This is a genomic window from Chloroflexus islandicus (assembly GCF_001650695.1).
GTDB classification, from domain to species: Bacteria; Chloroflexota; Chloroflexia; order Chloroflexales; family Chloroflexaceae; genus Chloroflexus; species Chloroflexus islandicus.
This window is the reverse complement of sequence record NZ_LWQS01000049.1, coordinates 1-20,124: the sequence shown is the minus strand read 5'-3', so window position 1 is coordinate 20,124 and position 20,124 is coordinate 1. Positions and strand designations below refer to the sequence as shown.

Below are 20,124 nucleotides of genomic sequence, written 5' to 3'. Positions count from 1 at the left end.
TTCACTCACACCGCCATCGCCACCACCAACGCCAGCACCACAAAGATAATCAACGCAAACCCCAAATCACCGCCACCCGCCTCTGCCGGAGTTTCGGCACGCAGATAGACCACTGGCGGCGGTGTGGGCCGCGGCAGCGCCGCGCTGACCACCGTTACACCCACCAGCGCCGTCAGCCCCAACAGGAAGATGGTCATCATGGCGCGCCTCCTTGTAAGTGTCTTATTGACACTAATTAGTGCCGGTCGAAAGACGGGCTATACCCGTCTAGTGTTAATTTTACACTATTGGTATGGGCTTGTCAAGAGGTATGATGATGCGCTGGGGTGGATGTTGCCCCTCCCCGCTGGGTTCAAGGGCGGAAAGGATCTCTGATCCGGAACCCGGCCCTCAAGGGCCGGGCTAGGGTTACGAAGCCTGCTGCACAGGCTGATGGCCCTCACCCCCGGCCCCCTCTCCCACTGGTGCGGGAGAGGGGACGTTGCTGGTTCCCGTTCTCGGCAGTTTCTACCATAGAGAAAACCGCGGACGCGGAGGGTCATTCCATTCCTACCCCTTTGCGCCCGCTGCGTTCTTGGCGCCTTCGCGTTTACATCCTCTGCGCCTTTGCCCGCTTGGCGCCTGAACGTTGGCCCCCACCCCAACTCTCCCCCGCTGGAGGAGGGAGCAGGATTCGCTCCCACCGGGGCCGCGGGCGCAGAGGAGGAGACTCATTTCAAACCCCTTTGCGGAGCCGGACAGCCGTCCGGCTCTACTGCGGCTTGGCGTTCACACCCTCCGCGTCCTCCGCGCCTGCTGCGGTAAACATGCCCGAAACCGCGCAAAACACAACGAGGGCGGCTGCAATGCAGCCGCCCTCAACCGAACGCAACGATCGATTTACCGCATGCTGCGGCGCACCACCATCCCACCGAGCGCGGTCAGGGCCAGCGCGATCAGGGCTAGCGCCGCCAGTGGCAGCGTCTCGCCGCTAGTGGTGGGCAGCGCCGCCGGCGCCGCCGTAGCCACCGGCGCAGTCACCGCGAGCTGCGGGGTGATGTTAGCAACGAAATTGGTGGCAAAGACGCTGTAGATCTGGCCAGCGTTGACGGTCGTGCCCGCCAAGTTGATCACCACCGCGCTGCCGCCCGCCGGCGTCACCTGCAGATCGTAGGTGCCTGCCGGAACTTCGAGGTAATCACTGGCGTTGGGGAATGCCAAATTACTGATCAAGGTTGCGCCACTAGCCAGCTTGACATCCACCGCTGGGGCATCGGGCGAGAAGTGGTACACCCGCACCTTGGCTTGGCCAGCCGCCGGCGCGCTCAAGTTATCAACAATCACTTGCGGTTGAATGCTCGCCACTGGCCCCACGGCGGCAATGGTGTAGGCCCGGCCCGCCTCGATCGTCACGTTTGCATCGATCACCGCCGAACCGGCGCCAGCGCCCGTCGGCGCGACCTGCACGCGGTAAGTGCCTGCCGGCAGATCAAGGTAGGGGCTCGCGGCAAAGAAGCCGACGTTGGTCAATACGGCATTCCCGTTGACGAATACATCCACCGCCGGCGCATCGGGCGAAGCGTGGATCACGCGCACTTTCGCCGCGCCGCTCTGGGCAAAGGCAGCCGGCACCACCAACAGGGCGAACAAGAGGGCAGTGGTCAGGGCAATCGACAGCTTACGAAACACGGATGTCTCCTCCCTACAATACAACGCTTCCTCACTTACCGGTATTGGCAATCTTTTGCAAATCTCTTGCACAATTTCCGGCTTCACTTCTCTTTACGCAGGGGAGGAGCAAGTGGATGTATGAAATGGCGGGAAGTTCAACTATTTAGGAACGAAGCATCAACAGCGCGGGGGTAGGGGTAACGCGTGCGTTACCCCTACCCCCGCGTTCCCCAAAACAGCGCATCCTGTTCGGCCCGCAACTGATCGCTCAACCGTCCTTCCGGCAGGCGCACATCATCGTAGGTAATAATCCCATCTTTGGGGATGTCGCGCAGCAACGTGCAACCCTCAGCCAACCCGATCGGCAACAGCCGTTCCGCGTGGACAATATCGGCATTTTCGGCCAACCCGTAGGTCATATACCCCCCAAGCCCGTCGATCGTCTGCCCAGCCTGCAAGTCAGTCTTGGCGGCGGTAATCACCTCGACAGAAGGCCGGCCAGCGGCGGCCAACACGGTATCGCCAAACAACACGGCCCGCGCCACCGAATTGGGCACTTCAAAGTGGCAGAGATGGTAGGGGGTATAGAACAGGTAGAGCGGCCCTTTGCCCAATTTGTACAGATTGAGGTAATGCTGCATCCGTGGATGGTCGTGGGTGCCGAGTACAAACACCCCCGGCCCCGGCGTCGCCCCGACGACGTAATCAACAATTCCCGGCCCTGACAACAATGCTTCGAGCGGATAGAGGTCGTGAACAACATCGGCCAGCGGTGTGCCGGAGGGCACGGTAGGACCGAACATGCCGCGCCGCCCAACCCGCATGCCAGTCGCATTGGCCACCACGGCCTGCTCAAACGAAATCTTAGTGCCGTCAGCGAAACTCGTGACCATATACGGGTTTTGCCCCCACTGGCGGGCAAAGTTGGCCTGTGTGGTCGGATTGCGGTACTGATCGTGCAGACCCTTGATATTGCCGCACAACACCGGCTTCACGCCTAACCCGCGCACAAACCGGTAGAGGTTCATCGTCACGCCGGGTTGATCGCCATCTGACAAGGTAAAAATGACCCCATAGCGGCGCGCGTAAACCTGCAACATTGCGCCGAGCGTCCCATCCAGTTCGGCATTCATCGTCACCACGTGTTTGCCGTGGCGCATCGCTGCCAACGCCACCTGCGCACCAAACTCCACTGCGCCAGTGACTTCGAGGATCACATCGATGCCATCGGCGGTGCAGAGCAACAGCGCATCATCGGTCACCACCGGTGCGCCGGCTGCGAGCGCCGCCGCGAGCGCCGCCGGTGAATCGACCTGCCGGATCGCTTCTGCCGGCACGTCAGCCTCGGTATAGGCCTGCACTGCTCGCTCGATCGTGCGGTTGGCAATCGCCACCAGCCGCATCCCTCGGGTGTAGCGAATGATCTGGAGCGCGATCCCGCGCGCCATGAAACCAGCGCCAACCATGCCCACCCGAATCGGGCGACCTTCAGTTTCAGCGCGTTCAAGCGCAGTGTCAATGAGGATCATAGCGGAATCCTTGCGTGCGAACGCTCATCTAGCAACGTCCGGCATACTACGATATGCAAGTCGATGTGTGGCAGACAGCAGTCAATAAAGAGCAAGCGAGTGGGTGCGGCAGTCTAACTGCCGCACTCCATACCCGTACCTGCCGGCGTGTTACCCTTGAAACAACGGCCAGCGCTTATCTTTCTCGCTCATCTCGGTGACCGGCAACGGCCACTCGATGCCGAACGCCGGATCATCGTAGCGCACGCCGCCTTCGGCGCTCGGCGTGTAGTACTGCGAAACCTGATAGAAGACCTCGGTATCGTCTTCCAGTGTTTGGAAACCATGGGCAAAGCCTTCCGGCACATAAAGCGCCAACCGGTTGGCAGCAGTCAGCTTGACGCCGATCCAGCGTTTGTAGGTTGGTGAGTCGGGACGCAAATCAATGATGACATCGTAGATCGCGCCGCGAATGCATCGCACCAGCTTGGTTTCCGCGTAGGGCGCGTGCTGGAAGTGCATGCCGCGCAGGGTGCCGGCTACCCGATTGTACGAGAGATTCATCTGCACAACCCGATCAACCAATCCATGCTCGGCGAATTCATCTTTGGCCCACACCCGCGCGAAAAAGCCGCGATTATCTTCCCGCGGTTCCAACTCGATAATATGAGCATCCTTCAGCTCAGTCGGAATGAAGCGCATACTCAACTCCTCCAGAACAATTCGGCATCAAGCTGATTCGTCGCGATCAGATGGCGCAACATCTTGAGGCGCGTATACGGCGGCGCTTCAAAGATTTCGCGCGTCATGCCGATCCGCTCAAACACCGCGCGCAATTGCTGAGCGCCAGCCTTGGCATCATAACGGCAGGCGAAGCCGGGCAGGCGCGTGGCAATCTTGCTAAAATCAACCCGGTAACTCCGATTATCGCCGTCGTTGCGGCCAAATGTCAACTCACAGCCGGGAAACACCTCGGCCACAATCTCGGCAATCTCGCGTACACGGTAATTGTGCCGGCTATCGCCGACATTGAAAATCTGGTTATGGATCGCTTCCCGCGGCGCTTCGAGTGCGCAGGCCACCGCGTGGGCAATGTCGAGGATATGCACCAAGGGCCGCCACGGCGTGCCGTCGCTAATCATCGCAATCTTGCCGGTCGTCCACGCTAAACCGGCCAGATTGTTGAGCACGACATCGAACCGTTGGCGCGGCGATGGCCCAAAGGCGGTGGCGTTGCGCAGAAAGACCGGCGAAAAGTCGTCATCCGCCATCTGCGCCAGATCGCGCTCGACCAGCACTTTGCACTCGGCATACGCCGTCTGCGGATTAACCGCGGACTCTTCCGTTTTAATCTCGCCCTCCTCGCCAATCCCATACACCGAACACGACGACATATACACAAAGCGAGTGACGCCAGCGGCTTTCGCGGCTTGGGCAAGCGTGACGCTGCCCTGATGGTTGATCTGGAACGTCAATGCGCGATTGAGCTGGCCGAGCGGATCGTTCGAGAGTTCGGCCATGTGAACGATGGCATCAAAACCGGCGAGGTCTTCCGCTGCCAGCCGGCGAATATCTTGCACGATCAACTGGGGTTGGCGCTGGCCGCTGTGGTATAGCCAACCACTTTCATAGTAGCCGGTATCAATCCCGACGACTTCGTGGCCGCGTTCCATTAAGTACGGCGCGGTAACGATGCCAATATAGCCGCCGCTGCCGGTGAGGAGCACTTTCATGTTGGTCTCCTTAGTGTGAGCAGGCTGCCGGTGTACAATCGTGACAACATCAGCGATCTAGTGGTTGGCTGTCGCATTGAGTGAACGGTGAGCAATGATATCTCCCATCCCGGCGCGCCAGCGCTGGAAAGACGTTTACCACATCTTCCACGGCGCATGGCCGCTCTGCCACAAGCCTTCGAGATAATTCTTGTCGCGCAGGGTATCCATCGGGTGCCAGAAGCCGTGATGGCGGTAGGCGGCCAATTGGCCGCTTTGGGCCAACAGCTCCAGCGGCTCACGTTCCCACACTGTCTCATCGCCGGCGATCAGATCAAACGCCGCCGGTTCAACCACAAAGAAACCGCCGTTGATATACGCGCCATCGCCGCTCGGCTTCTCTTTAAAGCTCTCGATCAAGGTCTGGTGTTCACCCAAGGTAAAGGCGCCAAAGCGTCCCGGCGGCTGCACCGCGGTGAGGGTAGCAGTCACACCTTGCTCGCGGTGATAGGCAATCAGCGAGCGAATATCGACATCGCTCACGCCATCGCCGTATGTCAAGCAGAAGGTCTCATTGCCGACATACGGTTGGATGCGCTTGATCCGCCCGCCGGTCATCGTATGCTCACCGGTATCAACCAGCGTCACCTGCCACGGCTCGATCTGCGTTTGATGGACGGTCATCCGGTTTTCGCGCATGTCAAAGGTCACATCGGCGTGATGTAGGTAGTAATTGGCAAAATACTCCTTGATCATGTGCCCTTTGTAGCCGCAACAGATGATGAACTCGTTGATGCCATGGGCCGAATAGATCTTCATAATGTGCCAGAGAATAGGCTTGCCGCCGATCTCGACCATTGGCTTGGGGCGAATGGCGCTCTCTTCGCTAATGCGCGTACCGTAGCCACCGGCTAGAATGACCGCCTTCATACCGTGATCTTGCCTCCTCGTTGGTTATAATTCGCCGCGGCGCTGCAACTCTTGGCGGAACCACGGGATGGTCTGTTCAAGACCTTCGCGCAGCGTCACCTTTGGCTCCCAATTCAAGATCCGGCGCGCCTTACTGATATCAGGCTGGCGCACCTGCGGATCGTCTTTGGTACGCAGATCGCGGTAGACCACACCGGCCTTATTGCCGGTAATCTCGTTGACGATCTGCGCAAATTCGGCGATAGTGAACTCGCCGGGATTGCCGATGTTGACCGGTTCGACCTCATCGCTAAACAACAACCGGTAGACTCCCTCAACCAGATCAGAGACGTACTGGAACGAGCGGGTTTGGCTGCCATCGCCATAGATGGTCAGCGGCTCGCCGCGCAGCGCCTGCGCAATGAAGTTGGGCACGACCCGACCATCGCGCAGCCGCATGCGCGGGCCGTACGTGTTGAAGATGCGCACAATCCGCGTCTCGACCCCGTGGTAGGTGTGATAAGCCATGGTCATCGCTTCGGCAAAACGCTTGGCCTCATCGTAGACGCCACGCGGCCCGACCGGATTGACGTGGCCGTAGTAGCTTTCCGGCTGGGGATGGACTTGCGGGTCGCCGTAGACCTCCGAGGTTGAGGCTAGCAAGAAGCGCGCGCCCTTGGCGCGCGCTAAACCCAACGCTTTGTGCGTCCCCAGAGCGCCGACCTTGAGGGTCTGGATCGGCAATTCGAGATAGTCAATCGGCGACGCCGGCGAAGCAAAGTGAAGGACAGCGTCGATCGCGCCTTCGATGTAGATATAGTTAGTCACATCGTGATGAATGAAGAGGAAGCGGGGATGGCCGGCCAGATGGGCAATATTATCGGTGCTGCCGGTAATCAGATTATCCATCGCGATCACCGTATGCCCTTCGGCCAGAAAGCGATCGCACAGGTGCGATCCTAAAAACCCTGCCCCACCAGTAATTAACACGCGCATAGCTGACGTTCTCCTCTGTTGCTATCGGCTTGCATTGTAGTGGTTGATCGTGAAGGTTTGATGAACATCCGGCTGCTATTTATTCACTTTCCGCAGTGGATGACTCCCAATAGTGCTGGCGATGTTCGCGATAGAAGGCAATGGTACGCGCCAATCCGGTACGCAGATCGATCCGCGGCTGCCAGCCAAGCATGCTCCGGATACGGCGATCATCGGCGTAGTAGTCACCAATATCAATCGGCTTGCGATCGGCAGGGTAAGGAATGATCTCAAAGCTGCCGCCGCCCGCCACTTCGACCGTGAGCGCTGCCAGATCGCGCAGATTGATCACCTCAAGCCCGCCCAGATTGAAAATCTGGCCGGCTGCTGCCGGATGGACAGCGGCTAGCAACATCGCCTCCACACAATCATCCACATAGGTAAAATCGCGCAATTGCATACCGTCGCCCCACACCTGTATCGGCTTACCTTCGATGACATTCTTGATCCAAATGCCAAGGAAGGTTTGGCGCGCATCTTTCACCCGCATCCGCGGGCCATAGGTATTGGTTAGGCGCAAGGCGCAGGCGCGAATACCGTACACATTGTTATAGAGGATGTGGTACCACTCGCCGGCCATCTTGTTGATCCCATTGACATCAACCGGATGGAGCAAATGGCGCTCATCGACCGGTAGATAGTCAGGTGTGCCGTAGATCTGGCGAGTGGAAGCGTACACAATCGTAATCCGTGGATTGTTCTTGCGGCAAGCTTCGAGAATCGACAGTTGTGCGCGACAATTGATATCAAGATCGATATACGGATTGCGCATCGAGTCGAGATGGCTGGTCTGGCCGGCCAGATTAAAGAGAAAATCGTGCCCTTGCACCAGATAGTCCATCGAGTATTCATCGCGCACATCGGCAATATTCACCCGCACCCGATCCTCGATCCCGGCGATATTGTAGAGATTACCGCCGTATTCCGGGATTAGCGAGTCGACTAACGTCACTTGCGCGCCCAAATCAACCAAGCGATGGGCTAAATTTGAACCAATAAACCCCAGCCCACCGGTAATCAATACCCGCGCGCCAGCAAATGGATTGCGATCAATCATACGAACCCCATGCGTATCGTTTCGGCGACGAGCATTACGTCGTCGTAGCTCAATTCCGGATACATCGGCAGCGAGAGAATCCGCCCGGCCAAATCTTCAGTCACTGGCAAACTGCCCGGATGATAGCCAAGATCGGCATAAGCCGGTTGGAGATGGGTTGGCGCCGGATAATGAACATCGCACCCAATCCCGTGCGCTAACAGGTGTTCGCGCAAGCGATCGCGGGTCGCCCGATCAGCCAGCGTGATTACGTAGAGATGATAGACATGCCCCGGCTCATCAACCGGCAACCCAACCGGCAGATCGGCCAGCGCGGCGGCGTACCAAGCGGCCCGTTCGCGCCGCGCCTCGTTGGCGGCGGCAAGATGCGGCAGCTTCACTCGCAGCAGCGCTGCCTGCAACTCATCGAGCCGTGAATTACGGCCACCCGCTTCGGTCGTATAGTACTTACGCTCCCAGCCGTACATCCGCAACCGGCGCAAGCGCTCAGCAAACTCGGCATGATTTGTAACAACCGCACCGCCATCGCCCAATGCACCGAGATTCTTGCTGGGGTAGAAACTAAACGCAGCCAAATGCCCCCATTGCCCGGCCATGCGCGGCGTGCCGCCGGCATCAGGCCGCCATGCACCATGCGCCTGCGCCGCATCTTCAATTACCGTCACACCATGCTGTTCGGCAATCGCCAGAATCGCCGGCATATCAGCCAGCCGCCCAAACAAATGCACTGGGATGACAGCTTTGGTGCGCGGGGTGATCGCCGCTGCCAACGCCGCCGGATCCATGGTTTGCGTCACCGGATCGACATCCACTAACACTGGCCGCGCGCCGGCTTGGAGGATCGCCGCGACATCGTACATACAAGCGTTCGCCACCGTAACTACCTCGTCACCCGGCCCAACCCCAGCCGCGGCTAACGCTAAATAGAGGGCTTCGGCGCCGCTGGCGACACCCACACAGTGCGCAACACCGCACAGCGCGGCAAATTCGCGCTCGAAACCGGCCACTTCGGCGCCCAAAATATACCAGCCGCTCGCAATCACCCGCCCGGCAGCAGCCAGCAACTCGGCTTGCAAAGCCTGATGGCTGCGCTGCAAATCGCCAAACGGCACCCGCCATGTGATGGTCATACGCTTACTCCTGAGCTGCAAACGGCGGCTTTTTCCGCACATGCACCAGATTGTCACCGTTCAATGAGCCGGTACCATAGCGCAATAGTACCCGATTCTGGTTGCACGTTGCCAATTTTCACAGTACAGTGGAGACACACATCATTATGTAGAAAGGAGGTGAGCAAGAGATGAGTATCAACCATTGGCTCCAAACCGTGCGTGTGGCTGTTACTCACCACGAGCGCGGACAAGGATTAGTTGAGTATAGTCTGATCATCATGTTAATTGCACTAGTTGTTGTTGCAGCAGTCAGCACCCTCGGCAATACACTGTCGGATATGTATAACATCGTTGCCGACATTTTCCGGTAAGGGTTTGGCCGGCGCAAAGGAGTGCATGTCTCCCTTTTGTGCATGTACGCCTTTGCGCCAGCTATTCTTCCGCCACTTTTGCTAAGCGCTCGCGATCGAGCACAATCACTCGCCCCCGCTCCAACTTCACCAATCGCTCTTCAGCCATCTGGCGCAACGCTCGCCCGGCGATCTCGCGCACGGTACCGGTGCGCTCGGCCAGTTCTTGATGCGTCACTTCGGCAGCACCTTCTGCAGCCTCGGCCAGCAACAACCGCGCCAGCCGCGCTCGTACCGAACGAAAGGCAAGGTCTTCAACCAAGGTGACTAATTCACGCAGTTGGCCGGCCAAATCCGAGAGCGCGGCCAGCGCCAGATCGGGATGCTTGCGGATCAAGGCCAGCAGATCATCACGGGCTAACAACAAACAGGTCACATGGCTCATGGCCCGTGCTGTTGCCGGACTCAGACCACCATCAAAGATCGGCACTGCATTGAAATATTCCCCCGGCCCGGCCATCGCCAAGACTTGCTCGCGCCCATCAGGGGCCGTGCGCGCGAGACGCACCCGCCCGCGCACCACAAAAAAGATGGCATGCGCCGGCTGATCTTCGTGTATGATATGTTGGCCGGGCCGGTAATGGCAGATATGGACGCGCCGCGCGGTGTCGGCCAGCGTCGTTTCATCAAGGCTGGCAAACAACGGAATGGCGCGCAGGTCTTCAATCGTCATTGCGCCGCTCTCAATCTCAGATCGTCGTTGGATCCGGCATTGTTTCTCAACACCATTATAGAGACTTTTATGATGCACAATGTTACGCTCCACGATGGCGCTCTGTTGGCGTATCACGATCTCGGCAGCGGCCCGCCATTGCTGCTCATCCACGGCTTCACTGGCACAGCTCGCTCGCACATGGGGGTGCTGATTGACAACCTCAAGCACGGTTATCGTGTGATTGCGCCCGATTTGCGCGGCTATGGCGCCAGCCGCCCGCCCAACCGCACCTTCCCGCCCGATTTTTATCAGCGCGATGCCGCTGACATGGCCGAACTGCTCGATATCCTGCAGCCGGGGCCGGTGGTGGTGCTGGGATTCAGCGACGGCGCCGAGAGCGCGCTGGTGCTGGCGGCGCGCCGGCCCGATCTGGTGCGCGGCGTGGTGGCGTGGGGGGTAGCCGGCGTGATGAGCCAAGCGATGGTCGAGGCAGTGCAAGATTGGTTGCCAGTGTCGGAGTGGGATGAGCGGCGAGCCGCATGGCGGGAAGAGATTATCGAGCTGCACGGGCGCGAGCAGCTCGAACCGATGATCGAGGGGTGGGTGCGGGCAGCAGAGGCGATTGTCGCTGCCGGCGGCGATATTTGCTTGCGTGAAGCGCCGCAGATCCGTTGCCCGACGCTGTTGATCAACGGCGATGGCGAGCGGAATAATCTGCCGGAAGATGTGCAACGGCTGGCCGCCGCCATTCCCAATTGCCGCCTTGAGTTTGTCGCCAATAGCGGCCATAGCATTCAAGATGATCAACCGGCGGTGTTGATCCGGTTAATCCGGCAGTTTTTGACTAGCTAACCGGTAGACGCCACCTGCCCGATCCAGCAGATAGATCTCGCCCTCCTCATCCACTCCAAACGAGGTGGTCTGAATGGTGAGCCGCGCCACCAGCGCGTGCTGCCATGCACCGGCATTCTCCCACAAGGCCCACAAATTGCCGGTGCAGAAGTCGGCATAGAAGTAGACACCGGCCAGCGCCGGCTGGCGCATCCCGCGATAGACCTCGCCACCAGTCACCGAGCACCCGCCGGTGGCGTTGTCGTGGCCGTATACCGCTGCCGGCAGCACTAACCCACTTGGATCGCAATTGGTTGGCCGGTAGCATTGATCGCCTTCCATCAAGCGCCAGCCGTAATTGAGACCAGCAGCGTCTACCGGCGCGACATTCACCTCTTCCCACGCATTTTGGCCCACGTCGGCGATGAAGAGCATGCCCGCCGCCGGATCAAAGGCAAAGCGCCATGGGTTGCGCAAACCGTAGGCCCAAATCTCCGGCAGCGCGCCGGCGCGGTTGATGAACGGGTTATCGGGAGGAATGGCGTATGGCTGGCCATTATCAACATCGATCCGCAACAGTTTACCCAAAAGCGTATCGAGCCGCTGCCCGGCGTCAAGCGGATCGCCGGCGCTGCCGCCGTCACCGGTGCCGATGTAGAGGTAGCCGTCAGGGCCAAACAGCAGCAGGCCGCCGTTGTGATTCGCCGCCGGCTGCGCGATCTGCAACAGCACGCGCGCGCTAGCCGGATCGGCCCGGTTAGGGTCGGCGCTGACCCGATATTCGGCCACCACCGTATCGCCGCCAGTATCGGTATAGTTGACGAAGAAGCGGCCATTGGCGGCAAACTGCGGGTGAAACGCGATACTCAGCAAGCCCTGCTCGTTGCCGCGCGATCCCACCAGTGCGCGAATATCGAGAAACGGCTCAGCCAGCCGCTGCCCATCACGGAGAATCCATACTCGTCCCGCCTGTTCAACCACAAACAAGCGCCCGCTGCCATCGCCGGCGTGGGTCAGATGGGTGGGTCGGTTAAAGCCATCGGCAATCCGTTCGAGCGCGTAAGTCAGGCGAGTCGGGTCAACCACTGCTGCCGGCGTGGTCGGCGCCGGCGATGGTGACGGCGCCGGGGTGGCCGGCGCTGTCGTGGGCCGGGTCGTGGGCGTAGGTGGCTCCGGCGTGATCACCGGCGCTGTGGGGGGCAACGGCGCTTGCGCAGCCGGATTGCCGGTTGCGCTGGTGCAGGCCGCCAAACTGACGAGACCGATCAAGACGATCCATATCCACCGCGGCATGAGTTTCCTGTCTAGGTTAAGCATCGCCACAGAACGCAAAAAGGCTGCTACCTTATTCTTACCACACCTTGCCGGCGGCGCGCTACCTCGGGGCGAATGGAGGCGCGGGGGCCAACGTGAAGGCGCAAAGTGAGTAAAGGCGCAGAGAACGAAAACGCAAAGCCGCTAAGAACGCAGAGGACGCAAAGGGTTGGGAATGGGATCATCCCCCGCGCCCTCGGCGTCCCCGGCGGTCAACAACCTCCTCCCTCCCCCAGCGGGGGAGAGTTGGGGTGGGGGTAACTATCCAAGCCGCAAAGCGAGCCAAGATGCAGAGAGTCTGAACGCAAAGCCGCCAAGACCGCAGAGGACACAAAGGGTTGGGAATGGGATCATCCCCGCGCCCTCGACATCCCCTGCGGTCAACAACCTACTCCCTCCCCCGCTGGGGGAGGGAGTACGTCGCGCCTCCTCTCCCAGCGGGGTTGAGGGATGGACAGAACATGTGTTCGACCATGCCCATTGATCGCTGTGTGATACTTCAAAGCCCGGCGCTCCGCTCCCCTCTCCCGCCGTTAGGTGGGAGAGGGGCCGGGGATGAGGGCCAGCAGCCCGCGCAGCGGGCTTCGTAACCATAGCCCGGCCCTTTAGGGCCGGGTACCGGACAGATGTTCTGTCCGCCCCCTCTCCCAGCGGGAGAGGGGCCGGGGGTGAGGGCCAACCCCAAGCCGATAGCCAGCTAACCATCTTGCGCCACCGGTGCGACTGCGCGTCGCGGCCATTCATCCCACGTCCGCCCGTCGAGCAGGCGTCCGGTACGATCTTTGCGCGGGCCACCCCACTGCTTGAAGAAGAATGGCACGCCGGCAGCCAGACACTGGTCACGAATATCGCGCACCCATGCCGGATCCATAGGCCGCGCTCCCGGCCCCGACTCGCCGCCGACAATCACCCAGTCGATGCCGTCAAGCGGCAGGTTGGGTAACGGCCCCAGCAATGGCTCGCACGACAGAAACTTGGTCGCCGCGCCAGTCTCGCGCAGCAGATCAATCCGCTCGATATAATCGGCTCGCTCGACGCTCACCCCCATCCACACATTCGGCGGCCACTCTAGCAACGCATCGAGTTCGCGCAACCGTTCGGCCCGCTTGGTCAAGACCTGAAACGTATGCCAATGGGCTTGCGCCATCACCGCAAAAACCTGTTGAATGAACGCTGCCGGCACATCACGATGGAAGAGATCGCTCATCGAATTGACAAAGATCATACGTGGCTTCTTCCAGCGCAACGGTTCGCTTAGCGTCGCCGGGTGGAGGGTCAGGCGAAAGCCGTTGCGATACTTTTCCAACCCCATCGCCTGCAAGCGCAGCGCCATCCGTTCGGCGTAGCAGTGCTTACAGCCGGGACTGATCTTGGTGCAGCCGGTGAGCGGATTCCACGTCGCTTCGGTCCACTCGATGCTGCTCCGCGCCATTGGCGTACTCCGGGATACGTAACAAACCGATCAGTTTGTATTTTAGCACAAATGTTTAAGGTGTATGGCTGAGAATATGCTGAGCGATCTTCAGCGCCGTCCGAGCGCCCTTCGGATTGCCGGCAGCGAAACATGTCAGTTCGGGGTGGATAGAAGCGATCACGCCACGTATCGATGCCGAAGAAGCGGGTCAATTTTTCCTCCCAAGCCGGCGGCGGCGGCGCTTCTTTCGTTAACAGGCGATTGACACCCATGCCGAGCGGGAAGAGTAACCAGAGATCGATCGCTTTCGTATCGGCAATTGCTTTGATCAGTGACCATTCGACTTGCATGCCATACGGATCGAGAAACACGACCGCGCGAGTGCGTTTCCAGTCGGTGCGCTGAATCCAAGCTTGTAAGACGTGGTTTGCGTCACCTTGCTCAATGCGAATGCGCCGGTCAGGAAATGCTGCGCGTAACCGTTCTAATTCAGCGACGTGACCGGCTTGCTTCTCAATAAAGAGATATTCGCCGAAGGGTTTGTTCATCTCTAACGCAATCCGCGCGCTGCCTTGCAAGAAGGCTTGCGTATCTGATTCGATTAGTTCCTTGAATAGCGGCGCTTCGGATGGCTCAGCCATTGTCTGGTAACCGGTGCCGGCAAAGGCGTCAACGTAGACGGTGTGGAAAGATTGCGCTTTTGGATTACTGGTAAAGATGGTCATGTACGCATCGAGATACTTACGTAGTACGTTCAGTTTTTGTCGTGTCCAATCGCCGCCAAATTGATGCTGAATCGTCATAGTATACCTCTTGTTTTAGCAGGTTAAAACTTGATAATGAGCTATTATACAATGTCGTTGAGTATCCTGCATAGCTAAAAGTAGTGATCTCGTGAACACAGTGCGCAACAATGTCACCCTCGATTGGACACTGCGCGCAACCGCTCGCGCTCACTTGCGCAGAATGGTGAAGCGGGTACTCCGTCGCTACGGTTATCCGCCCGACAAACAAGAATGGGTGCCCCAAACCGTGCTCGAACAAGCCGAGGCGCTGTCATTGAAGTGGGTAGCACGAGCAGGGGTTAGACTGTTGCGGCTAACCTATTATGAGCGCGCAACGTAATTTTCGAGCGCGCTCAAAACATTACGAGCGCGCTCGTAATCGCCGAGAGCGTAGAAGACGTAAACGCACAGGCTTGGGAATGGGATCATCCCCCGCATCCTCTGCGCTCTCTGCGGTCAACAACCTCCTCCCTCCCCCGCTGGGGGAGGGTTGGGGTGGGGGCAATTACCCAAGCCGCACAGCGAGCCAAGATGCAGAGAGTCTGAACGCATAGCCGCAAAGACCGCAGAGGCCGCACAGCGGGTTGAACTGATTCTCATCTCCCGCGCCCTCTGCGCTCTCTGTGGTAAACAACCTGCCCTCTCCCCCACTGGGAGAGGCGTACGACTCCTCTCCCGGTGGGTACCACACAACCTCCGACTCTGTGATGCCCCCACCCCTTGCCCCTCCCCCGCTGGGGGAGGGGTGATAGGGAGCGCAGCACGGGACTTCACGGCATTGCACAGCGATCGACGGTTGTACGCGATCAAACGTTCTGTCTGTCTCTCAAGCCGCTGGAGGAGGGAGTACGTCGCGCCCTCTCTCCCGCTGGGAGAGGGGGAAGGGGGTGAGGGCCGACCCACAGCCGCAAAGCCTGAAAACGCACAGCCGCCAAGACCGCAGAGGACGCAACGAGTTGGGAATGGGATCATCCCCCGCATCCTCTGCGCCCTCTGCGGTCAACAACCTACTCCCTCCCCCGGCGGGGGAGGGTTGGGGTGGGGGCAACTACTCAAGCCGCAAAGCAAGCCAAGGCGTAGAGGACGTAAACGCAAAGCCGCTAAGGACGCACAGGCTTGGGAATGGGATCATCCCCTGCATCCTCTGCGCTCTCTGCGGTCAACAACCTCCTCCCTCCCCTAGCGGGGAAGGGTTGGGGTGGGGGCAACTATCCAAGACGCAAAGTGAGCCAAGGCGCAGGAGAGCCGGACGGCTGTCCGCCTCCGCAGCGGGCGCACAGAGATTGTGGGAACAGCCACTAACAGACACAAGAGTGTAACATCATCTTTTTGTGCCTTTTGCGCGTTTTTGCGGCGATTGCTTTCCCCCACGCCCGCGGCGGTCAACACCCAACCTACGCCCCGCCATTCTTCGCCTGCAAAAAGCGCGCGACCAACCCCGGCAGGTTGGCCAGCGGCCCGGTGCGCACCCGCGTGTGCGGCAGCGAATCGAGGAATTGCTGGCCGTACTTCTTGGTCAGCAGCCGGCGATCGAGCACCACCACGATCCCACGATCGTCACGCGACCGGATCAGGCGGCCAAAACCTTGCTTAAAGCGCAGAATGCTCTGCGGGACGCTGTACTCGCTGAAGGGGTCGGCAAATTGTTCGCTGCGCGCCGCGACAATCGGGTCGGTCGGCACGGCAAAGGGCAGTTTGGTAATCACCAGCACCGACAGCGCATCACCAACCACATCCACCCCTTCCCAGAAGCTGTTGGTGCCGAGCAAGACCGAGCGGGGAAACTCTTTCAGCCGGTCAACCAACGCCCGCCGCGACCCGTCGATCCCCTGCGCCATAACGCCGATCCCGTGATCTTCGAGCGTCTCTTGAATCGCGGTGTAGGTCTGGCGCAGCGCGTTCGAGGCGGTAAACAGCGCTAGCATCCGCCCGCCGGAAGCCAGCGCCAGATCGATGATCGCCTGTTCGATCATCTGCTGGTAGCCGCGCTGGTTCGGTTCGGGAATGTCGTTGGGAATGTACACCAACGCCTGCTGCTCGTAATCGAACGGCGAATCGAGCATCAGTTCTTGGCCCTCGGCGAGACCGATCCGGCTCTTGACAAAGGCGAAATCGCCGGCGATGCTCAAGGTTGCCGACGCGAGAATACTGGTCTGTTTCTGCGTAAAGAGCTGGCTCTGCAAGATTTCAGCCACGCTCAGCGGCGCGGCAGTCAGCGTGAGCGTATCGCGCTGGCGGTCATACGTTAGCCAACAGATGCTGTCGTCATCGCCGAAGATGACGTGGCCGCTGCGCACGCGGGCATCGGTGGCAAACCGGCGCAACACCTCGGTGCGCACCAACACATCGTCAAGCTCGCCGCTCGCCTCGTTCAGCTCGCGCACCTGCTCTTCGATCACGGCCAGCTCGTTGCCGATCGCCGCCAGCATATCGCTCAAGTTCTGCCATGCCCGCTCGATCTCTTGCCATTCGGGCCGTTGCCGCACCCCCTTGGTCAACCGCAACCGCGGGTCGTACTGGCCGCCTGCTTCGGTATCGAGCTGAACGAAACGGGTGAGCAGGTTAAAGCACTCGTACACTGCCGTGCGGGCGCGGATCAAGGTCGGGCGCATCCGCTCAATCGCCGCCGCAATCCGCTCGCCGGCTGCGCCCCCGCCCCCCAGCTCGGTCAAGACCACCGGCAACTCACTGAGCAAGCCGCTCACCACCTGCGCCCCGCCGGTCTGGAACAGATCATCGAGAAACTTGAGCAAACCGGCTTGATCGAGATTAAAACTGAGCTGGTCGGTGGCGACATCCTCTAAGTTGTGCGCCTCGTCGATCACCAGATGGTCGTAGGGCGGCAAGACTTGCGAAGCGGCGGCCAGATCGGCGATCAACAAGGCATGGTTTACTACCACCACATGGGCTGCCTCGGCGGCCCGGCGGGCGCGGAAGAAGTAACATTCGCGGAAGTGGGGGCAACGCGCGCCGGTACAAGTCTCCACCGACACATTCACCTTATTCCACGCCGCCTGCTCGCGATCAACCAGCGGCAGCTCGGTGCGATCGCCGCTCGTAGTCGTCGGCAGCCAGAGTTGAATCTTGAGCAGCGCGCGCACCTCTTCGATCGCCAGATTCTCGCTGCGGCGCAGCTCGTGATACCGCTTGAGACAGAGATAGTTGCTGCGCCCCTTCAGCAACGCCGCCCGAAAGGGGGGCAAGCCAGCGGCGGCGAAAATGCGCTGCAAATCGGGAATATCTTTATTGTAGAGCTGATCTTGTAGGTTGATCGTGTTGGTCGAGATGACCACCCGCTCGCCGCGTTGCACCGCGTACATCGTCGCCGGCGCCAGATAAGCCATGCTCTTGCCGGTGCCGGTGCCGGCCTCAACGATCAGCGGCTCGCTCTGGTTAAACGCCTGCGCCACGGCGCGCGCCATCTCAACCTGCGGCGGGCGCGGTTCGTAACCGGAAAAAGTGCGGCCAAAGGGGCCATCGGGGCTGAAAAATGCGCCAATCGCCTCAAGGTCGAGCGGGCGGGCATCGCCGGTCGGGCGCAACGGCGGCAGATCAGGCGCGAGCGCCTCTGCCGGTTCGGGCGGAGCGGCGATCGGCTCATGAAACGCATTGCGCGCCTTCTGGCGCAACGCCTCTTCAAACAGATCGCGCAACGGCAAGCCAATCTTGCCCATCAACCGCACCATCTCGCCCAACGTCGCCAAATCGAGCTGCAACATGCGCTCGGTCAATTCAGCAAAGAGCTGCGCCGTCACCTCGGCGTCGTTGAGAGCGCGATGGGCATCGGGATGGGGAATGCCGAGCCGGGCAGCCAGCGCCGACAATTTATAGCTCGTCGCCTGCGGCAAGAGCAGCGTTGCCAGATCGAACGTGTCGTACACCGGCTGGTTGAAATTCATGCCCTGCGCCCGCAGCATGGTCAGGTCGAAGCTGATCGAATGGCCGACAATCGGGCGATTGCCGATAAAGCGGGCCAATTCGGCGCCAATCTCGTTAAAGCGGGGCGCTTTCGCCAGCGCCGCCGGATCGATCCCGGTCAGGCGGGTAATCTTCAGCGGCACCGATTGGCGCGGACGTACCAGCCGCTCGAAGCGGTCAAGAATCTCGCGCCCGCGAAACGTAACCGCAGCGACCTCGATAATCTCATCGAGGCCGCTCTGCAAGCCGGTCGTTTCGACATCAATCGCAACGTAAATGCGGTTATTCATGGGTACATCGCTCGTCTGCCGGGCAGATGATGGCCGGTCGATTTAGAGCAATTGTACCACGAGGGTCACGGTGACGCTAAAAACGGCCCGACCTGCGCCATAAACGCTTCCGGCTGCTCGTCTTGCACCAGCAGGCTGGCTTGGTTGATCGTGACCACCTTGGTCGCCACGCGCGTCCGCACAAAGTTGCTGGCTAAGGCTAACGGGCTGGTCTTCGCGTCACTCCCCCACACCACCAGCGTGGGTTGCGGCAGCGTCGCAAACGTAGGCGCAATATCGCAATTGAGCAGGCCGCTGAGGAAACAGATCGGCGCATAGTACGCACCGGGGCGGCGGCACGTCTGGTAGAAGCCTTCCAGCCGGTCTGGAGTGATGTTATCTGGGTTAGCGTAGGCTTGGCTGGCGAGGAAGATGCGAATACTGGCGCGAGTGGTGAGCGCCTCGTAGAGCACTCGCCCGAACGGGCTGCGCAACAACTGGTAGACCGTGTACGCCGCGATGCCGGGGCCGCGATCAAGCTGGCCGATCCCGGTTGGGCAGATCAGCACCAGCCTGCTCACCAACTGCGGACGGCGCGCGGCAGCCAGCACTGCATAGGCCGCGCCGAGCGAACTAGCCACCAACGCGGTTGGTTCGCCGATCCGGTCAAGCATTGCTGTGATCAGATCGACATAGATTGCAGCGCGATACCGCCAAGGCGGGCGGCTCGAATTGCCATACCCGAGCAGATCAATCGCATGGACGGCAAATTGCCGGCTCAGCCGTTGAAACGGCTCGCGCATCTCGAATGCCGATGCCGCCGCATTGATGCTATGGATCAGCAGCACTGGCCGGCCAGCACCCGCCTGATACGTAGCAATCCGTTGATCGCGCCAGCCGAAGTAGGTGGGGGCCACCGGTAACAGGGGTAACGCAGTATCTTGCGCCATAGAGTATCTTCCTGTCTGTTGGCTGCCGGGAGGCAAGAATGCGGATCCCGCTGCTATTATGCGCTGAAATCAAATGAAATGCAATGATTTGTTTTATATGCAAAGACTGCACAGGAAGGAAAGGCGGGGTATAATGCGGAGAGAGGTGGCGATGCACGTTTGCAACGGGGAGCGCGGGCCGCTGGCTCGCACCACGGGGTAGCGGCCTTGCCCGCGGGCGAGCCGCCCGCGCCCCAACCAGCACGGAGCGCGGGCCGCTGGCCCGCATGCACAGGGTATGGGCCATTCTTGCGGGCGAGCCGCCCGCGCCCCAACCAGCACGGAGCGCGGGCCGCTGGCCCGCACCACGGGGTAGCGGCCTTGCCCGCGGGCGAGCCGCCCGCGCCCCAACCAGCACGGAGCGCGGGCCGCTGGCCCGCACCACGGGGTAACGGCCTTGCCCGTGGGCGAGCCGCCCGCGCCCCAACCAGCACGGAGCGCGGGCCGCTGGCCCGCACCACGGGGTAACGGCCTTGCCCGCGGGCGAGCCGCCCGCGCCCCAACCAGCACGGAGCGCGGGCCGCTGGCCCGCACCACGGGGTAACGGCCTTGCCCG

17 protein-coding genes and 1 pseudogene are annotated in these 20,124 nt (G+C 60.4%); 3 read left to right on the top strand and 15 right to left on the bottom strand.

The genetic code is table 11. The features are described 5' to 3' along the window. Positions 1–5: 5 nt before the first annotated feature. The 9 genes from A6A03_RS08670 to A6A03_RS08630 all read right to left on the bottom strand — a co-directional run bounded on the left by A6A03_RS08670 (position 6) and on the right by A6A03_RS08630 (position 9,001). Positions 6–200 (bottom strand): hypothetical protein, encoded by a 195-nt coding sequence (locus A6A03_RS08670; RefSeq protein ID WP_066786480.1) that lies wholly within the window; start codon positions 198–200, stop codon positions 6–8. 679 nt (positions 201–879) lie between these two features. After that, positions 880–1,668, bottom strand: a complete 789-nt coding sequence (locus A6A03_RS08665) for a DUF4397 domain-containing protein (RefSeq protein ID WP_066786478.1) — start codon at positions 1,666–1,668, stop codon at positions 880–882. A gap of 197 nt (positions 1,669–1,865) precedes the next feature. Further along, positions 1,866–3,179 (bottom strand): NAD(P)H-dependent oxidoreductase, encoded by a 1,314-nt coding sequence (locus A6A03_RS08660; RefSeq protein WP_066786476.1) that lies wholly within the window; start codon positions 3,177–3,179, stop codon positions 1,866–1,868. A gap of 150 nt (positions 3,180–3,329) precedes the next feature. After that, a complete protein-coding gene (rfbC, locus tag A6A03_RS08655; RefSeq protein WP_066786473.1) occupies positions 3,330–3,860 on the bottom strand; it encodes a dTDP-4-dehydrorhamnose 3,5-epimerase in 531 nt (176 codons plus the stop codon). A gap of 2 nt (positions 3,861–3,862) precedes the next feature. Then, positions 3,863–4,891 (bottom strand): NAD-dependent epimerase/dehydratase family protein, encoded by a 1,029-nt coding sequence (locus A6A03_RS08650; protein ID WP_066786468.1) that lies wholly within the window; start codon positions 4,889–4,891, stop codon positions 3,863–3,865. Between the two features lie 135 nt (positions 4,892–5,026). Next, a complete protein-coding gene (gene rfbF / locus A6A03_RS08645; protein WP_066786465.1) occupies positions 5,027–5,800 on the bottom strand; it encodes a glucose-1-phosphate cytidylyltransferase in 774 nt (257 codons plus the stop codon). Positions 5,801–5,824: 24 nt separating this feature from the next. Further along, the gene (locus A6A03_RS08640) at positions 5,825–6,775 is read right to left on the bottom strand and encodes a UDP-glucuronic acid decarboxylase family protein (RefSeq protein WP_066786462.1); all 951 of its coding nucleotides are present in this window, start codon (positions 6,773–6,775) and stop codon (positions 5,825–5,827) included. A 79-nt stretch (positions 6,776–6,854) separates the two neighbouring features. Further along, the gene (locus A6A03_RS08635) at positions 6,855–7,871 is read right to left on the bottom strand and encodes an NAD-dependent epimerase/dehydratase family protein (protein ID WP_066786459.1); all 1,017 of its coding nucleotides are present in this window, start codon (positions 7,869–7,871) and stop codon (positions 6,855–6,857) included. Continuing rightward, the gene (locus A6A03_RS08630; protein ID WP_066786456.1) at positions 7,868–9,001 is read right to left on the bottom strand and encodes a DegT/DnrJ/EryC1/StrS family aminotransferase; all 1,134 of its coding nucleotides are present in this window, start codon (positions 8,999–9,001) and stop codon (positions 7,868–7,870) included. Before A6A03_RS08630 ends, A6A03_RS08635 begins: the two co-directional genes overlap by 4 nt. Before the next feature lie 170 nt (positions 9,002–9,171). On the opposite strand from A6A03_RS08630, the gene A6A03_RS08625 reads away from it, so the two are divergent. After that, on the top strand, positions 9,172–9,354 hold the full coding sequence (locus A6A03_RS08625; protein ID WP_066786453.1) for a Flp family type IVb pilin: 183 nt from the start codon (positions 9,172–9,174) through the stop codon (positions 9,352–9,354). 61 nt (positions 9,355–9,415) lie between these two features. Here the strand turns inward: A6A03_RS08625 and A6A03_RS08620 are convergent, their stop codons facing one another. Next, entirely contained in the window at positions 9,416–10,066 is a 651-nt protein-coding gene (locus A6A03_RS08620) for a Crp/Fnr family transcriptional regulator (RefSeq protein WP_066786449.1), read from the bottom strand. A 69-nt stretch (positions 10,067–10,135) separates the two neighbouring features. On the opposite strand from A6A03_RS08620, the gene A6A03_RS08615 reads away from it, so the two are divergent. Next, positions 10,136–10,900 carry an alpha/beta fold hydrolase gene (locus A6A03_RS08615; protein WP_066786446.1) on the top strand — a complete coding sequence of 255 codons (765 nt, stop codon included), beginning with the start codon at positions 10,136–10,138 and terminating at the stop codon, positions 10,898–10,900. Here A6A03_RS08615 and A6A03_RS08610 read toward each other — a convergent pair. The 3 genes and pseudogenes from A6A03_RS08610 to tcmP all read right to left on the bottom strand — a co-directional run. Further along, a complete protein-coding gene (locus tag A6A03_RS08610; RefSeq protein WP_066786444.1) occupies positions 10,874–12,172 on the bottom strand; it encodes a PQQ-dependent sugar dehydrogenase in 1,299 nt (432 codons plus the stop codon). The two genes, A6A03_RS08615 and A6A03_RS08610, sit on opposite strands and share 27 nt — an antisense overlap. Positions 12,173–12,890: 718 nt before the next feature. Beyond that, entirely contained in the window at positions 12,891–13,625 is a 735-nt protein-coding gene (locus A6A03_RS08605; protein ID WP_066786440.1) for a DUF5131 family protein, read from the bottom strand. Between the two features lie 203 nt (positions 13,626–13,828). Further along, positions 13,829–14,332: pseudogene (gene tcmP, locus A6A03_RS20830) on the bottom strand (three-Cys-motif partner protein TcmP); the annotation flags it as partial. 169 nt (positions 14,333–14,501) lie between these two features. Between tcmP and A6A03_RS19970 the strand changes: the two are divergent. Then, positions 14,502–14,732 carry a type I restriction enzyme endonuclease domain-containing protein gene (locus tag A6A03_RS19970; RefSeq protein ID WP_076798237.1) on the top strand — a complete coding sequence of 77 codons (231 nt, stop codon included), beginning with the start codon at positions 14,502–14,504 and terminating at the stop codon, positions 14,730–14,732. A 1,054-nt stretch (positions 14,733–15,786) separates the two neighbouring features. Here A6A03_RS19970 and A6A03_RS08600 read toward each other — a convergent pair. Both A6A03_RS08600 and A6A03_RS08595 read right to left on the bottom strand, forming a co-directional pair. Then, positions 15,787–18,600, bottom strand: coding sequence for a helicase C-terminal domain-containing protein (locus A6A03_RS08600; protein WP_066786438.1), 2,814 nt, complete (start codon positions 18,598–18,600; stop codon positions 15,787–15,789). A 65-nt stretch (positions 18,601–18,665) separates the two neighbouring features. Continuing rightward, the gene (locus A6A03_RS08595) at positions 18,666–19,529 is read right to left on the bottom strand and encodes an alpha/beta fold hydrolase (protein WP_066786435.1); all 864 of its coding nucleotides are present in this window, start codon (positions 19,527–19,529) and stop codon (positions 18,666–18,668) included. Between the last annotated feature and the right edge of the window lie 595 nt (positions 19,530–20,124).

What these genes read in the sequence shown, in the direction of transcription:
- A6A03_RS08620 (WP_066786449.1), bottom strand. Translation starts at nt 10,066, where the DNA reads ATGACGATTGAAGACCTGCGCGCCATTCCGTTGTTTGCCAGCCTTGAT.
- A6A03_RS08640 (WP_066786462.1), bottom strand. Translation starts at nt 6,775, where the DNA reads ATGCGCGTGTTAATTACTGGTGGGGCAGGGTTTTTAGGATCGCACCTG.
- A6A03_RS08600 (WP_066786438.1), bottom strand. Translation starts at nt 18,600, where the DNA reads ATGAATAACCGCATTTACGTTGCGATTGATGTCGAAACGACCGGCTTG.
- A6A03_RS08605 (WP_066786440.1), bottom strand. Translation starts at nt 13,625, where the DNA reads ATGGCGCGGAGCAGCATCGAGTGGACCGAAGCGACGTGGAATCCGCTC.
- A6A03_RS08670 (WP_066786480.1), bottom strand. Translation starts at nt 200, where the DNA reads ATGATGACCATCTTCCTGTTGGGGCTGACGGCGCTGGTGGGTGTAACG.
- rfbF (WP_066786465.1), bottom strand. Translation starts at nt 5,800, where the DNA reads ATGAAGGCGGTCATTCTAGCCGGTGGCTACGGTACGCGCATTAGCGAA.
- rfbC (WP_066786473.1), bottom strand. Translation starts at nt 3,860, where the DNA reads ATGCGCTTCATTCCGACTGAGCTGAAGGATGCTCATATTATCGAGTTG.
- A6A03_RS08660 (WP_066786476.1), bottom strand. Translation starts at nt 3,179, where the DNA reads ATGATCCTCATTGACACTGCGCTTGAACGCGCTGAAACTGAAGGTCGC.
- A6A03_RS08635 (WP_066786459.1), bottom strand. Translation starts at nt 7,871, where the DNA reads ATGATTGATCGCAATCCATTTGCTGGCGCGCGGGTATTGATTACCGGT.
- A6A03_RS08630 (WP_066786456.1), bottom strand. Translation starts at nt 9,001, where the DNA reads ATGACCATCACATGGCGGGTGCCGTTTGGCGATTTGCAGCGCAGCCAT.
- A6A03_RS08610 (WP_066786444.1), bottom strand. Translation starts at nt 12,172, where the DNA reads ATGCCGCGGTGGATATGGATCGTCTTGATCGGTCTCGTCAGTTTGGCG.
- A6A03_RS08615 (WP_066786446.1), top strand. Translation starts at nt 10,136, where the DNA reads ATGATGCACAATGTTACGCTCCACGATGGCGCTCTGTTGGCGTATCAC.
- A6A03_RS08650 (WP_066786468.1), bottom strand. Translation starts at nt 4,891, where the DNA reads ATGAAAGTGCTCCTCACCGGCAGCGGCGGCTATATTGGCATCGTTACC.
- A6A03_RS08625 (WP_066786453.1), top strand. Translation starts at nt 9,172, where the DNA reads ATGAGTATCAACCATTGGCTCCAAACCGTGCGTGTGGCTGTTACTCAC.
- A6A03_RS08595 (WP_066786435.1), bottom strand. Translation starts at nt 19,529, where the DNA reads ATGGCGCAAGATACTGCGTTACCCCTGTTACCGGTGGCCCCCACCTAC.